Origin of the sequence: Emticicia agri, from assembly GCF_004168285.1 — a bacterium.
Lineage (GTDB): Bacteria > Bacteroidota > Bacteroidia > Cytophagales > Spirosomataceae > Emticicia > Emticicia agri.
In genome coordinates, this window is the sequence record NZ_SEWF01000002.1 from 150,426 (window position 1) to 165,601 (window position 15,176).

Below are 15,176 nucleotides of genomic sequence, written 5' to 3' on the forward strand. Positions count from 1 at the left end.
CTATGGTCGTGCGTCCTTCTTCACCTACTTGTTTAGCAGGAGAATAATTGGCACGATAATGACTTTATTTGTACTCATGAATAAACTTCTCTATTTGCGAATCTTCGCTAAATGCGAATCATTTCTATACAAATGTAAGTGAAACGATTTTTTAAATGCAAACTTTTTAGAATAAAATTTTGAAATTTATCATTTTTTGTACTTTTCTAAGCTTTGTTTATGTTAATTCTAAGAATTTTTTAGGCTCCGATTATCTCTTCGTAAGTAGCTTGTACGCTTCTCTGGATACCATCGCCCTGCATTTCTGTTACACCTGGAATAGCTGTTACCTTCAGAATTTCTTCTTTAGATTTACCTGCTTTAACTTCGGCTTCTACAAAATTCCATAGTTTAGAAAGGTAATCTTGAAATACTTTGATGTCGTCTTTGTTACCTGTAATTTTCTCAGGGTCAAAGGCATGACCGAATACAAACAAGGTTTGATTATCGAAAGTTTTCAGGGCTTTATCTAATACACTTATCCAGCTTTTCACAGAAGCACCTGCCGAACGGTCAACAAATGGATAACGACGATTGAAAAGCAAATCGCCCATGTGTACAATATTGGCGTTTTCAAAATGAATTAAGCTATCGCCATTGGTATGTCCTGCACCGAAGTAATGTGCCTTAATAGTTTCTTTACCAACTTTTTGCTTCCATGTATCGGTATAAGTCATGTCAGGATACAGTTGTTTGTCTTCTGTCTTGGCTTTCTCTGCCGATGCCTTCTGGTTTTTCAGTGAATTAGCATGGGCTACTACGTGTTCGGCAATGCCTTTGAATGCAATATTACCTCCTGAATGGTCGCCATGATGGTGAGTGTTAATTAAGAGTTGAATGGGTTTGTCTGATAATTTTTTCAATTCGCCAATCAGATGGGTGGACTGTTCGGGGAATTGTGAATCTACTACGGCCATGCCTTGTGGTGTAACCAGATAGGCAATTGTGCCGCCTCTTTCAGTAAAAACGCCCACTCCACCCCGTAAATCCTTCATTTTATAGGGATTCTGGGCAAGCATAGCGGCTAATAATTCTTTGCCTGATAAAGTAAGGGCACCAAGCGTTAAGCCCGTAGTGTGTACAAAATTTCTACGATTCATGGTTTTTGAAGATTAAGTTTACAGGTTGCGATAATTTATTTAGTGAATGAGTGATTGAGCGAATTAGTGATTGTTGTCTGAACTTTGATTTAGCTGTCTGTTATCTTGAACTATGATTTAACTGATTGACCTGATTTTGTTTGAAACTATGATTTATGATTACTAAATATGCCTATAAGATGATAGCGCACTGATGAGGGGGCTAAATCATCAGTGTAATCAGGTCAATCAGCTAAATCAAAGTTCAAGACGAATTAATCACTCAATCACAAAATCACTCATTCACTCAATTGTTAAAGCCGCTTCTACCATATATCTCACTGATACATCATTTGAGACTAAGATTCTTACCAGATGATTCTCTCGTAGTTTCATGGCTTTGATGATTTCTTTTACTAATAGTCCTTTTTGATGCAGGTTTCTTACGTTTCCGCCAAAGTCTTCAAAATATTGTAATTTGGCCTGCATCTGTTGTTTTCCGTCCTTTAGTCTGGGATGATGCCCGCAAAAAAGCACGTCAAAGTCATATTGAAGCACCTTTTTAAAAGATTCTACCTGTTGCCAGAATTTCTCTCCTTTTCTGAAAATCCTGATTTTGATGCCTACAAATAAATCGCCTGAAAAAAGCCAGCCTTTATCTGGTTCTAAAAAAACGGTGTGGTCGTCAGAGTGCCCGGGTGTATAAATGGGCAATAGTTTATGGTGTGGAGTTTCAATAATTACCGGAAAATCGTATATAGGCTTTGTATAAGGCTTTACCTGACCGAAAAGGACTTTTTCGTACAAGTATAAATCAAAGCCCTGTTTCACTTTTTCTTGCGTAAATGGATGGGCAAATACCTCTGCCTGATGCCCATGCGCTAATGCTGCTACATTTCCCGAATGGTCTTCATGAAAGTGTGTCAGCAAAATTTTCTCAATGTTTTTGTGCTGAAAAGTAGCTCTTACTTTCTCTTCACAATGTGCCTGTGCGGTATCAATTAATACATTATCTAAAATAAAACAGTACACATTAAACCACGGTTTGCCGATGGGAGCGTAACCAAATTTGAAAAGCTCTATATCGGCAAACTTTCTGTAGGTCAGATATTGCATTTTTCTAAGAAATAGTGCCTTACGTATATGGCATACGAAAAGATTTGCCTTATTACTTCACTATTTTATAAATTTCATCACCTATGGCTGTCCGGATATTCAGACTGCTGATTTTAACATTGTCACGGGTTGGATATACACGGTTTGACAGGAATACATAAACGAAATTATATTTGGGGTCAACCCATACAAACGTACCTGTAAAGCCTGAGTGTCCATAGCTTTCCGGGGTAGCCAGCGTAGGGCCATTAGCTACTTTCGGATTGAAATCTATTTTATCAAAGGCAATGGCTCTGCGGTTTTTCAGTTCAGGAAACTGATACTTGGTACATTCTTCTACTACCTCCGGCTTGATAAATTGGGTACCGCCATAACTACCTTTCTGCAAATACATCTGCATCAGTTTCATAAGGTCATTGGCATTGCCAAACAAACCTGCATGACCCGAAATACCATCTAACATACCTGCGCCCTCATCATGTACACGGCCATGAATCAACGTTTTTCTGAATAAGGTATCTCTTTCGGTCGGTACAATCTGAGATTTCGGATAGAAACGCAATGGATTATAAGTAAGAGAATTGGCTCCTAATTGTTTATAGGTTTGTTTCAGATATTCTTCCCAGGGTACGCCTGTAATACGAGGCATAAAGGTAGGGTAAGTATAATAGTGCAAATCGCTATATACATAACCTTGTTCGGGTTTTATAGGAGAATCTTCAATGGCCTGGAAAATCTTCTCTCTCCAATCTTTATGCAGCCACAAGCTATCGCTTACCTGTACAGGAAATTCATCAGAAGGTTTATTTGAAAGCGTATTTTTCTTCAATACTAATGTAGAGGAAGAAAGAGTTTCTTTCCACAAATTTTTATCTTCTTTAATGGCTTTCATCAGCAAAGCATTGTATTTCTTTTTACTCATAAATAGCTTCTTTCTATATTTGCTTGCGTATTTTTCTTTAAATACCGGGCTATTTCTCACGCTTTTCACCGAATCAATCGCCTCCATCCAGAAAGGTATCCACGCTTTTAAACCTGATTTATGGGTAAGCATATCTCTGAATTTTAAATTGGCTTTATTTGAATTGTCAAATTCAGTATAGTAATCTTTGAAAGTCTTGTCTAAATTAAACTTGTCTACGCTCATCAATTGCATCACAGCCAATAAGGAAGTACTTACTTTAGTTACCGACGCTAAATCATACAAATCTGTCAGTTTTACCTTCCCGCTTGATAGGGTATTACCTGGTGCACTCAATACCAAATTAGAACTGGTGTTTTTTACCTTTTCATCCATTACATCATTCTTATTATCTGCCCGCAGCACCAAATCGTTATAAGTACCCCCTGTTTTGGCGGCTTCATAAGTATGATAACCAAAGGCTTTGTGGTAAATCACACGACCTTCTTTAGCAACTTCTAATACGGCACCCGGATACGCTTTTTCTCTCAAACCTAAATTTACTACTGAATCCATTTTGGCATTAAAAACCTCACTATTCAGACCTACCATTTCTGGCACACCATAAGCCAGACGACCCAAGGCTTTGGTTTGAATGCTCAGTTCTAAAGGATATTTTTCATTAACCGTTACAGGCAATTTGCCTATAAATGGAATAGCCCCGAAAATAGCCTGTGCCGAAGCATCTTCCATGTAGCTGGTTAACTGATAAGCCATTACAATAGCTTTTGCTTTTTCTAATTCTTCAAACTTATCAAGTGCATAAGGGTTGCCGAATACTGTAACCACCGCTTTACCTGTGTTGACCAAAGCTTTTACTGCTTTTTTGTTGGCATCGGTTACACCATATTTGGCCGCAGGACGGATATTGTTCAGATGCACCCCAACCACAATCAAGTCATAGTTTTTACTTTGCTCTATTACTCTGCTAATGGTAGAATCAGCCGCATTGGCAGGAATCATGAAATTATCAACTGCTGTATAGTTAGCCGCCATTTTCTGAAAAGTAGTTGCCTGACTGGCATCGATAGATACTACGGCAATTTTCTTAGTCAAATCTTTTACAGGCAGAATACCCTCCTCATTTTTCACTAAAGTAATAGATGCTTCGGCAAACTGGCGATTCAATACATCAGAATTGGTAGTATTCAGGTCTTTAATCAGATTTTCAATCTTTATCGGTTTGTAGCGGTCAAGTCCAACCCATGATTTTGCCATCAAAATTCTTTTTACCCGAAAATCAATCTCTTCCATTGATATTTCTTTATTTTCAATGGCTTTTTTGATTGCGGCTATCGCAGCAGGCACATCTTCAAAAGTTTCGAGTACATCATTACCTGACAGAATGGCTTTTACATTGGCTTGCCCGTTCGGGAAATATTTTACTGCCCCTTGCATATCCATCGCATCAGTAAATACCAACCCCTTAAACTTTAAATCATCACGAAGTAAATCGGTTACAATTTTCTTAGATAGAGTAGAGGCTAAATTCTTGGTTGAATCTAAAGAGGGAATGCTGAGGTGGGCGGTCATGACGCCACTTAAACCACTGTTCATCAACATACGGTAAGGATATAGCTCAATATCATCAAGGCGTTTTTTATCATGCGCAATCAGTGGCAAATCATAGTGTGAGTCAACGCCTGTATCGCCATGACCTGGGAAGTGTTTGGCTGTTGTAAGAATACGCTCACTATTCATGCCCTGCATATAAGCCATAGCTTTGCTGGTAACATCATATTTATTCTCCCCAAAAGAACGAAAATTGATAACAGGGTTATTGGGATTATTGTTAACATCTATTACAGGGGCATAATTGATATGTACACCCATTCTGCGGCATTGGCGGCCAATTTCGGCACCCATTTCCCTGACATCTGACTCTCTGCCGCGCATAGCACCGAGGGTCATCTGATAGGGGAAACGAACAGTGCTATCCAGACGCATAGCCAAGCCCCATTCCAAGTCCATACCTATCAGCATCGGTACTTTCGACATGGCTTGTAGTTCGTTGACGATACGGGCTTGTGTAGTAGGCTGGCCCGCAAAAAATACCAGGCCACCCAATTTATAGTCTTGCACCCATTTTTTGAGCTTATCAAAATTATACCCTTGTCCAGAGGTATTGCCACGTGGCATCAAAAGCTGACCGATTTTTTCTTCTAAAGTAAGGGTACTGAAAACAGAATCTACCCAACGCTGGTTATAGTTAGTAAGAAAATCGGGAGTCTTTTGTGCAAATGTGGATAAGGTGTTGATAAGTAGAAAAGCGAGCAACAATACTTTTTTCATGAGTTTACATTTTTGTCAGAATAGAAATCAAAATAAATCAAAAATAGCCAATAATCCTGCAAGGTTTTCAAAACGAAAGAAGATTTAATAGTTTTTTGGCGTTTTCATGCCATAATGCCATACTTCATGGGTTGGCATCAGGTTTGAACTATAAAAAAAACGAATATTTTTTTTTATTATTCAAAACGTTTTGTACTTTCACTCTGACAATCTGGCAGGCCAGAATACATCATTCTCGGCCGTTTGGAAGTATGCAGAGGGATTAGTTTTTTATAATAATTAATTATTTGCTGTAAAGTATAAGGATTCCTTCGTATAAAAGGAACCGTAAAGATGAATCTAAATTTGTGGTACATGAATCGTGAACTAATCTCCAGCCTTGTTATGGCACGCCAAGACGTAGAAAACGTAGAAATGATTGAAATCGCTTCGCCTGACGAAGTGATGGAGAATGAAAATAATTTGCCGACAGACTTGTCTCTGCTCTCTTTAAGAAACACTGTTTTGTTCCCCGGTATTGTTATACCTGTTACGGTTACCCGTGCAAAATTCATTAAAATGGTTAAAAAGGCTTATCGTACCGATAAAACCATCGGTGTAATAGCGCAGATACGCCATACGCCTAACGAACCGACACCGGAAGATTTATATAAAGTGGGAACTATTGCTACCATCTTGAAAATGATTGTATTGCCTGATGGTAACGTTACCGTGATTATTCAGGGACGTCGTCGTTTTGAAGTATTGCAGTATAACCAGACAGAACCCCATTTAACAGCTTCTGTAAGATATATTCCTGATAATTTCCCGAGTGTTCGCAAGAAAGAGGTAAAAGCGCTGATTCAAAGCCTGAAAGAAGCGGCTTACAAAATTCTTAGCCTGAACCCGGAAATACCGAAGGATGCCCAGATGGCCATCAGTAATATTGATAGCCCGAGCTTCTTAACACATTTCCTGTCGTCAAACCTGAATATCGAAATCAATGAAAAACAATTGTTGTTAGAAACCTTTGATGGAAGTGAGCAGGCACATAAACTGCTTGAACACATGATGAAGGAGATTCAGGTACTGGAAATCAAACGTGATATACAGAGCAAAGCAAGCCTTGACATAGACCAGCAACAAAGAGAGTACTATCTGCGTCAGCAAATAAAGGTATTGCAAGAAGAGTTAGGGCTCGAAACTCCTGATCAGGAGGTTGAAAAGCTACGGGCGAAAGGCGCAAAAAAGAAATGGAGCAAAGAAGCCAACGAGCACTTTAACAAAGAATTGAATAAAATTCTTCGCATGAACTCAATGGCACCTGAATATGGCGTATCGCTTACCTATGCAGAGACCATGATAGAATTGCCTTGGAACGAATATACCAAAGATAACTTTGACCTGAAACGTGCCAAAAAAATATTAGATTCCGACCACTCGGGTTTAGATAAAGTGAAGGAGCGTATCATTGAGTATCTGGCCGTATTGAAATTGCGCAGCGATATGAAAGCTCCTATCCTGTGCCTGTATGGCCCTCCGGGTGTGGGTAAAACTTCCTTAGGCAAATCAATTGCCAAGTCTCTGGGGCGTAATTATGTGCGTATGGCTTTGGGTGGTTTGCATGACGAGGCCGAAATTCGTGGACACAGAAAAACCTATATAGGTGCTATGCCTGGCAAGGTAATTCAGAACCTGCAAAAGGCTAAATCATCAAACCCTGTATTTGTATTAGATGAAATTGATAAGGTTTCACGTGATTTCCGTGGAGACCCATCATCAGCCTTGTTAGAGGTATTAGACCCTGAACAAAACTCATCTTTTAAAGATAATTACCTGGAGGTTGATTATGACCTCTCGAAAGTATTGTTTATCGCTACGGCCAATTCATTAGATACTATTCAGCCACCTTTGAGAGACCGGATGGAAATTATTGAGATTTCGGGCTATACCGTAGAAGAGAAAATTGAAATTGCCAAAAAACACCTTGTGCCTAAGCAATTGGAACAACATGGGATTAAAGTGAAAGATCTGAGAATAGATGATAAGGCAATTCAGAAAGTGATTGAAGGTTATACAAGAGAATCGGGTGTAAGACGTCTGGAACAGCAAATAGGAACTTTGGTGAGAAAAATAGCAAAAGCTATTGCCATGCAGGAAGAATACCCTAAACTGGTAAAAGCCGAGCATGTAGAAAAGATGTTAGGCGCACCCGTATTTGACCATGATTTATATGAAGGCAATGAAACCGCAGGTGTTGTAACAGGTTTGGCCTGGACATCGGTAGGAGGGGATATTCTGTTTATCGAGTCGAGCCTGAGCCGTGGCAGAGGACAATTAACTTTGTCGGGACAGTTAGGCGATGTGATGAAAGAATCGGCAGTAACGGCCTTATCTTACCTGAAATCGCACGCTGATGAAATAGGGATTGATTACCGTATTTTCCAGCATTACGATTTACACGTGCACGTGCCGCAAGGCGCTGTACCTAAAGATGGCCCATCGGCAGGTATTACGATGGTTACCTCAATGGCTTCTATCTTTACACAAAGAAAACTGAAACAAAATTTAGCCATGACAGGTGAGATTACCCTCAGAGGAAAAGTATTGCCTGTGGGTGGAATCAAGGAGAAAATCCTGGCGGCTAAACGTGCGGGTATCAAGGAAATTGTAATGTGTTATAAAAACCGTAAAGATGTAGAAGAAGTAGGAGCGGGCTATACAGAAGGGCTGACTTTTCATTATGTAGATTATGTACAGGAGGTATTAGATATAGCTTTACTACCTGAGCAAGTAGAAAATGCTATGAAATTTATATTGCCTGACGAAAAGAAAGAGATTCAGCCAGTAGAAATGTTGTAGTAATTAAACCGTTGAGAATATAATTGAGTACGATAGCAGATGTGTTGGGCATCTGCTATTTTTTTTATCCGAGTAAAGAATGCCAGAAATAAAATGTAGCGTATCCACGCCAACCTGACCACTGGACAGCCATCTGGTTTAATTCGGCAATACTTGGTTTGGTGGCTAAGCCATATTGATTTTTTACAGCATTGTGTAATCCTACATCTTCTACCGGAAAAGCATCATAGCTTTTCAGACTTTTCATCATCGAATAATTGGCCGTCCAGTTGCCTATACCTTTTATTGCAATCAGGTGTTGTTTGATTTCATCGTAAGTAAGTGCAGATAATTGCTGCTGAGACAATATGCCCTCTGCAAATGCCTTTGAAATATTAATGATGTATTGCGCCTTACCCCGACTGAATTGATGAGGCTGAAAATCTTCAATACTCAGTGATGCCAATATTTCGGGAGTGGGTAAGGCATAAAAAGTTTCCCCTTCAAATACAATGCTTTTGCCAAAGTTGTGTACCAATCGCTGTTTTAAGGCATAGGCAAAATTAAGGTTGATTTGTTGCCCGATAACTGACCATACCAACGATTCGAAAAGATTAGGCATTCCTACCATTCTGAGACCATAATACTTCCGGCAAAGTTGAGATAAAGTGGCATCCTGACTGACTGCTTCATAAAAGGTCTTCAGGTCTGCTTTTAAATCGAACCAGTCTTCGATATAAGTTCTGACTTTTTCCTGAACAGCAGCCGATTGATTATCGGTATGGATAGTTGCTATGAGCCCATTATCAAATGAAACAGAGAATAAAACTAACTCCTGATCTATGTCTAAAACCTTAAATATAATGTCCTCTTTAATGCTGTGCAGGCACTCTTTTTCGTTGCGAGACAAGAACTTTATCAACTCTTTATAGCTGAACTCTTCCGGTGTAGGTATATATATCATTTGTGTTTAAAAATTTCGTCAGGTCAGGCTGAAATAAATACCTGAAATAATTTTATGAATTGTTGAAAGACTCAATTATATGCCATAACTTCGTGATTCGCAGCATTTTAGGTACAACATCATTATAATAATAGCGGTTTCATATACTGTCATTTCCTTTACATTTATCTTTTACAGTATTTTTCCTGCGTATAGTTTAGATGGTTGTTCTTACTGATGAATCTATGAGTGAATGTATTAACCTTTAATTCATTTATTTTAACAACCTATCCAATGAAGAAGACCGGGTCTTTACTAATAAGCCTTTTAATGCTTGTTTTTTGTGGCCACGCACAGCATCATAAAATATACAAAGAAGTTAATTCTGCCAAAACCCGCCTTATTCCTTCAACATCTTCTGAACTTTTTTATTCGCCTACTACTTCTGTCAGGCAGAATAGTTTTGTGGCAAACAGTTCGGCTGTAGAGTTTTCAGTAAACAAAACCGAATTAGTCAGATTATCACAAAAACAGATTCCCTTTTTAAACTTATCTGTTCCCTCTTCTAATGGAAATGCTTTTGAGTTAGAATTAATTCCCATCAATATATATGGCCCGCAGTTTAAGGTAGTAAATGCGGCAAATCAGGAAGTGCCTTTCACCAAAGCTACACATTACAAAGGCGTTGTTAAAGGAGACCCCAATTCTTTGGTTGCCATAAGCATTAGCGATAGAGAAATAAGCGGCTTTATTTCTAATCAGGATGGTACCTATGTTTTAGGTAAGCTCAAAAAATCGGAAAAACATGTATTATATAACGATAAAGACCTGCTTCAGAAACATGCTTACAAGTGTGGTTTCAGTGAAGAAAGTATCAGACAGGTAGCAGAATCAAATTCCTGTAGTGTGCCTCCCGTTCGTGACAGTAGTGAAGCATGTAATCCGGTACAGATTTATTTAGAAGCCGATTACCAGATATACAAAGAACAGGATTCTAGCATGGTAACTGCCACCGATTTCGTAACCCGTTTATTTGCACAGGTAGTAGTTTTATATGACCGCGAATTGATAACAGTGCAGGTGTCGGAACTTAAAATCTGGGATACTGATGAGCCTTTTATGACACCCTGGACCGCTACTTTTCAACAGGTATATCATGCCTTTGGTATGTACTTAAATGATAATCTGAATGGAAATTTTAATGGACATATTGCTCATTTATTGTCAGCTCGTCCTTTAGGGGGAGGCATGGGTGGAATAGATGTATTGTGTAGCAAAGGATGGTCTGTTACTACCGAGGTAGGCAATACTGTAGTAGAACTACCTACTTATTCAAGGCCTGTCAAAGTAATAGCTCATGAATTAGGTCATAATATGGGTTCGTCACATACAAACAGTTGTAAATGGCCTTGTGGTGCGCTTGATAATTGCTGGACAATTGAGCAGGTACCAGGCCAGCCCTGGTGTAGTCTGAGTCCATTCCCTGAAGTAAGAGGCACTATTATGAGTTACTGCGATATAGCAGGGAGTATCAATTTATATAATGGTTTTGGGATATTGCCCGGCAATCTGATAAGAAAAAGAGTACAGGCCTGTATGGGCAATACAAAACCTGTGATTAATCTTAAAGCTATTAATATCTATCGGAACACAGCGCACCTTTTATGGGAGCATCTGGTAGGAGAGGGCGATTATACAGTGGAATACAAACCTGCTTCGTCTAATACATGGACAAGCAAAACAACTACTGAAGAGGGGCTTATGATTACAGGCCTTCTGGCAAATACTGTGTACGACTGGCGTGTAAAGGTCGATTGTTCTGTTTTTACTATGGCGACCTTTACTACCAATAACCAACCTCCGGTAGAGTACTGTAAGGTGAACTATACTTATCCCTGTGAAAGCTGGCAGATAAAGATTCAGACAGTTAGTTTTAATAATACTTTTTTTACATTGATGTCAGGTTGTCCACCTCCGGGTGGACAGATGCTATATTTTAAGCCGATTCGTAATTTTGTAAAAGGACAAACACAAAATTTCACTATCTATCCGGGTCATGGAGGACAGCCTTATGTGAATGTCTCTATCTGGATAGATTTTAATAAAAATGGTATTTTTGAAACACCGGATAGAGTGTTTATGACAACTGATTCAGTTGAAGGAGGGCAAATCTCAGGGTCATTTATCATTCCCGACACCGCAGTTACGCAGCCATATACGCGTATGAGAATAATCATAACCAGAGAAGAAGAGGCATCTACCTCTTGTGGGCCTTATCAGGCAGGTGAAACAGAAGATTATTTAATCAGTATTGTGGGTAATTGTCAACAGACACTAACACTTAATCACCCGTTTAATGATATTATGGCCGGGGGCCAGACCATACAGACCTTATCTATCGGAGGGTCTATTAATGCTGCTAACCAGATTTATGGTACAGGTACTACGGCAACCTACCAATCGGCAACCATAAATCTGTCTCCAGGGTTTAAGGCAGAAAAAGGGACAATATTTAAGGCAGAGACTGGCGGATGTAATAATTAGCTTTGGTCAACCTTACCTGTTTTGACTTTGGAGGGCATTCAGCGTTTGTCAACTCGTGCTTCTTTAATAATACCATTTCCTTTAAAAATGAAACCTACTTCTTTCAACTCGCCCAGAGATTTGGCATAGGTAGTTTGAAAGATTTCCTTACCATTTAGTTGAATGCTTACCTTTTGATTCTGGTTAGTAACTTTGATATGCTGCCAGTTGTAAACAGATGTACCAAAAGCAGTCAAGTCTATATTTTTGCCGTCGAATTTTCTTTCGGCAATATTCATGTTAAGATTGCTTTCGCAACCCTTTGCACTGAGATTGATATACATATACTCATGTTCGCCTTTGAGTAGTAAAGCTGTAGCAGGGCACACAATTCCGGTTGAATCTATCTTGAAATCAGACGAGAATACAAAGTTGTTGCCATCTATTTTTAAATCCCGGCTGTGGTGAAAAGTAAGGATAAAAGGTTCGGCAATATCAATTTTATGACTGGTTAAAATGCTACTTCTTACACCAACAATGCCATCAGGAAGCCAGTATTTAGAAAGAAGTATTTTGTTTTCAATAGTATTCTGGTGAGCGGCAATCACCCAGTCATCGGTCTTGATATGCACCGGAATCTCTCTGATGATAGAATCATCGGCTATGAGTTTTGCCATATAATACCCTGGCAGGTAATAAATATCAGTTTGTTGATGGTTACCCTTGGTTACCTCTACTCTCCGCCTCGTATCCCATGATTGCTGGATATAGAATTTTTTAGCATCTACTGAATCTACATTATAAGTAAACACTACTGTATTGGGTACTACGTTATTGACCGATGTTTTTGCCGAAAACTGAATGGCAGAAGCAGGAACCGATTTTTTCAGGAATTTGTCTTTAAAGGCAAAAAATCCGACAGACAAAACCAATAGTAAACCTAATGCTGCCCATAAGTAAGCAAATCTTTGCTTTGGTAGTTCAGTGAGATGTTTACTATCTGTACCAATATTTTCAGTTAAAACTACTCTGCTTTTTTCATCAGTCAATTTCGTAGATTCCAGTTTTAAAGCCAACCAGTCTTTATTACGTGCAATCTGGCTTAGGGCATCTAAAGTAGCAATATGTGGCAGGCGGTTGTATTCATTTCGCCAGATGCGTTTGATAGTGGTAAGGCTGATTTTTACTCCTGATTTCTCTTCAATAAAAAATCCTAAAAACTCATAGTCTTTCTGTGTCCGGTTTTCAATCCGGCCAAGTCCTGCTTTCTGTGTAATTTCTTTTTTTAGTGTTTCTAATAACTCTTTATCTGTTGAGTTTATATCGCTCATAATCAGGGTTTTATCAAAATAATCGTAAAACAGTTGTAAAACAATTCAATATCGTAAACCTAATTTTTAAACCAGTCGGCCATCTTGCGGTATCAAAAAATATTACTCAAAATTTAATTGAATTTATTATGAAAATGCTCAGAATCAAATCATTTATTGTTTATGCGCTTACAATCTTCTCACTCAGTTTAAAAGCCCAGAGTACTCTGAAAGACTGGCAGGCTTTCTCGGAAAACAATGAGCCTGTTACTTTAACAGAACAAACATACAAAGAAAAAGCCTGTGTAAAACTGGATGGAAAAAAAGAAGCCATTGTTATTAACAAGTCTAAAAACTACCAGAATTTCAGAATAGAGTTTGATGTAGCCGCCAAAGTAATGGCAGGCGTTGGTTTTCATGTAAAAAACGAGCAGAACTACCAGTTTTTGTATTTCAGACCGGGCTATGGCGGTACACAGGAAGCCATTCAGTATATTCCTATCTATAATGGAGGGTTAAGCTGGGTATTGTATCATTATCCGATTCATGAAGCTAAAACTGATATTGCTGCAATGGAATGGTTTCATGCAGCCATAGAGGTGCGGAATAAAATTATGAGGGTATTCGTGAATAACAAGAAAGAAGCAGATATGACCTTAACACTGATTGATACGGATACTGATAGTGGTAATATTCTGCTGAGAAGTATGTTTGGCGAAGCTTATTTTGCTAATGTGTATATTCAGGAAATACCTAATCCGATGACCGACTGGAGTATTTCTGAGCAGTTGCCACGTGATAAAACGTATGAATATACAGATGTGAAAAAAATGAAAACGTGGAATAAAATCAATCAGAAAAATGATGAAATGGTAAACCTGAAACGGTATTTTGAGTACCCGAACGGAACTGTTTTTGCCAAAAGAACGGTTACCTCAGAAGCAGATAAGCCACAATTATTGTATTTTGATTTTACCGGAAAACTCCAGATTTTTCTGAATGGCAAAGAAGTATTTAATTATGCCAAATACAAACTTGACCGATTGAACAATTATGAAAATTGTATTGTGCTTGATATGAAAAAGGGCGATAATGAACTGACCTTTGTTATTGAAGGTGATGCTTTTGTATTTGGCAAGGGCTTTAATTCAATGGGTAGATTTCAACACCAGAACTGGGGTTTTATAGCCTCGCTGGCGGATAAAAACAGATAAACGTTGGCTTTAGAAAATTGAAAAGGGTTAGAGAAGCCTGTTCGCTTTTCTAACCCCAATATCCGCTATATTAATATAACCTGCAATTATGGTTTTTTGAATATTTTTTCATCAACAGAACCATTGATTTTTACTTTGTTGGTAATAAATGCAATGTTACCCATCTGACTTGATATATCCATCGCATGGGCTATTTTAATGCCATCTACAGTTTTGTAATCAGAAAAACTTATTTCTGCTTCTTGCCCATTTCTACTTGCTTTTGACTTAGTTACTAAAAAAGTATTAGCATCAATATATTGGTCTACTACATCACCATCTTTAGTAGTGATTTTTAAATGATAATTATCTTTTTTATCAACTTTTTCAGTACCTACCAGTTCAACTTTGTTGCCCTTTTCTTTGTAATTAAAAAGCGGACCAAACGGATCGAGCTGACCCATTTGTTGTTTCAATTGGTCTGCAGGTAAATTTTCCGGCTCACCAGTTCCTCCCATCATCGTTGGGCGAATCATCCAGCCTGATGTACCATCAATGACTGTTACCATCGAATTACCCATGACAGTTGATTCTGAACGCAAAGCCTTATTAACCAGTACAGTATTTACCATTGGAATATCCATCCCGTTTACAGACAATGAAGTTTCTGTAACAATAGAATTAACAGATTTCAGTTTATCGGCTCCGCCTATAGCTGCAATGTGTTTGTCTACAATTTCATCTACGGTCTGAGCGAAACTGCTAACCGAAATAAATGCCGCTACTGTGGTAGCAAAAATTTTGTTCATTTTCATTTTTGATTCAATTAAAGTTTATTCGTAAGTTTATTAAGGTTCTTTGTCAATTCCCTATCGTTGACGAGTATCAACGATAGGAGTA

General features: G+C 38.5%; 9 protein-coding genes. 3 read left to right on the top strand and 6 right to left on the bottom strand.

Annotation, left to right across the window (positions count from 1 at the left end):
• Nucleotides 1-239: 239 nt before the first annotated feature.
• The 3 genes from EWM59_RS01760 to EWM59_RS01770 all read right to left on the bottom strand — a co-directional run bounded on the left by EWM59_RS01760 (nt 240) and on the right by EWM59_RS01770 (nt 5,487).
• Nucleotides 240-1,139, bottom strand: coding sequence for an MBL fold metallo-hydrolase (locus EWM59_RS01760; protein ID WP_130019221.1), 900 nt, complete (start codon nt 1,137-1,139; stop codon nt 240-242).
• 282 nt (nt 1,140-1,421) lie between these two features.
• On the bottom strand, nt 1,422-2,234 hold the full coding sequence (locus EWM59_RS01765; protein WP_130019222.1) for an MBL fold metallo-hydrolase: 813 nt from the start codon (nt 2,232-2,234) through the stop codon (nt 1,422-1,424).
• 52 nt (nt 2,235-2,286) lie between these two features.
• Nucleotides 2,287-5,487 (bottom strand): serine hydrolase domain-containing protein, encoded by a 3,201-nt coding sequence (locus EWM59_RS01770; protein ID WP_130019223.1) that lies wholly within the window; start codon nt 5,485-5,487, stop codon nt 2,287-2,289.
• A 384-nt stretch (nt 5,488-5,871) separates the two neighbouring features.
• Between EWM59_RS01770 and lon the strand changes: the two genes are divergently transcribed.
• A complete protein-coding gene (gene lon, locus EWM59_RS01775) occupies nt 5,872-8,328 on the top strand; it encodes an endopeptidase La (protein ID WP_229239255.1) in 2,457 nt (818 codons plus the stop codon).
• Between the two features lie 64 nt (nt 8,329-8,392).
• Here lon and EWM59_RS01780 read toward each other — a convergent pair whose 3' ends face one another.
• Nucleotides 8,393-9,271: a DNA-3-methyladenine glycosylase family protein gene (locus tag EWM59_RS01780; RefSeq protein ID WP_130019225.1), complete on the bottom strand. Its 879-nt coding sequence runs from the start codon at nt 9,269-9,271 to the stop codon at nt 8,393-8,395.
• A 273-nt stretch (nt 9,272-9,544) separates the two neighbouring features.
• Between EWM59_RS01780 and EWM59_RS01785 the strand changes: the two genes are divergently transcribed.
• On the top strand, nt 9,545-11,794 hold the full coding sequence (locus tag EWM59_RS01785; RefSeq protein WP_130019226.1) for a GEVED domain-containing protein: 2,250 nt from the start codon (nt 9,545-9,547) through the stop codon (nt 11,792-11,794).
• Between the two features lie 38 nt (nt 11,795-11,832).
• Here EWM59_RS01785 and EWM59_RS01790 read toward each other — a convergent pair whose 3' ends face one another.
• Nucleotides 11,833-13,104 carry a hypothetical protein gene (locus tag EWM59_RS01790; protein ID WP_130019227.1) on the bottom strand — a complete coding sequence of 424 codons (1,272 nt, stop codon included), beginning with the start codon at nt 13,102-13,104 and terminating at the stop codon, nt 11,833-11,835.
• A 128-nt stretch (nt 13,105-13,232) separates the two neighbouring features.
• Here EWM59_RS01790 and EWM59_RS01795 point away from each other — a divergent pair, with 128 nt between their 5' ends.
• Entirely contained in the window at nt 13,233-14,297 is a 1,065-nt protein-coding gene (locus EWM59_RS01795; RefSeq protein WP_130019228.1) for a 3-keto-alpha-glucoside-1,2-lyase-like domain-containing protein, read from the top strand.
• 86 nt (nt 14,298-14,383) lie between these two features.
• Here EWM59_RS01795 and EWM59_RS01800 read toward each other — a convergent pair whose 3' ends face one another.
• Nucleotides 14,384-15,091, bottom strand: a complete 708-nt coding sequence (locus tag EWM59_RS01800) for an outer membrane lipoprotein-sorting protein (RefSeq protein WP_130019229.1) — start codon at nt 15,089-15,091, stop codon at nt 14,384-14,386.
• Between the last annotated feature and the right edge of the window lie 85 nt (nt 15,092-15,176).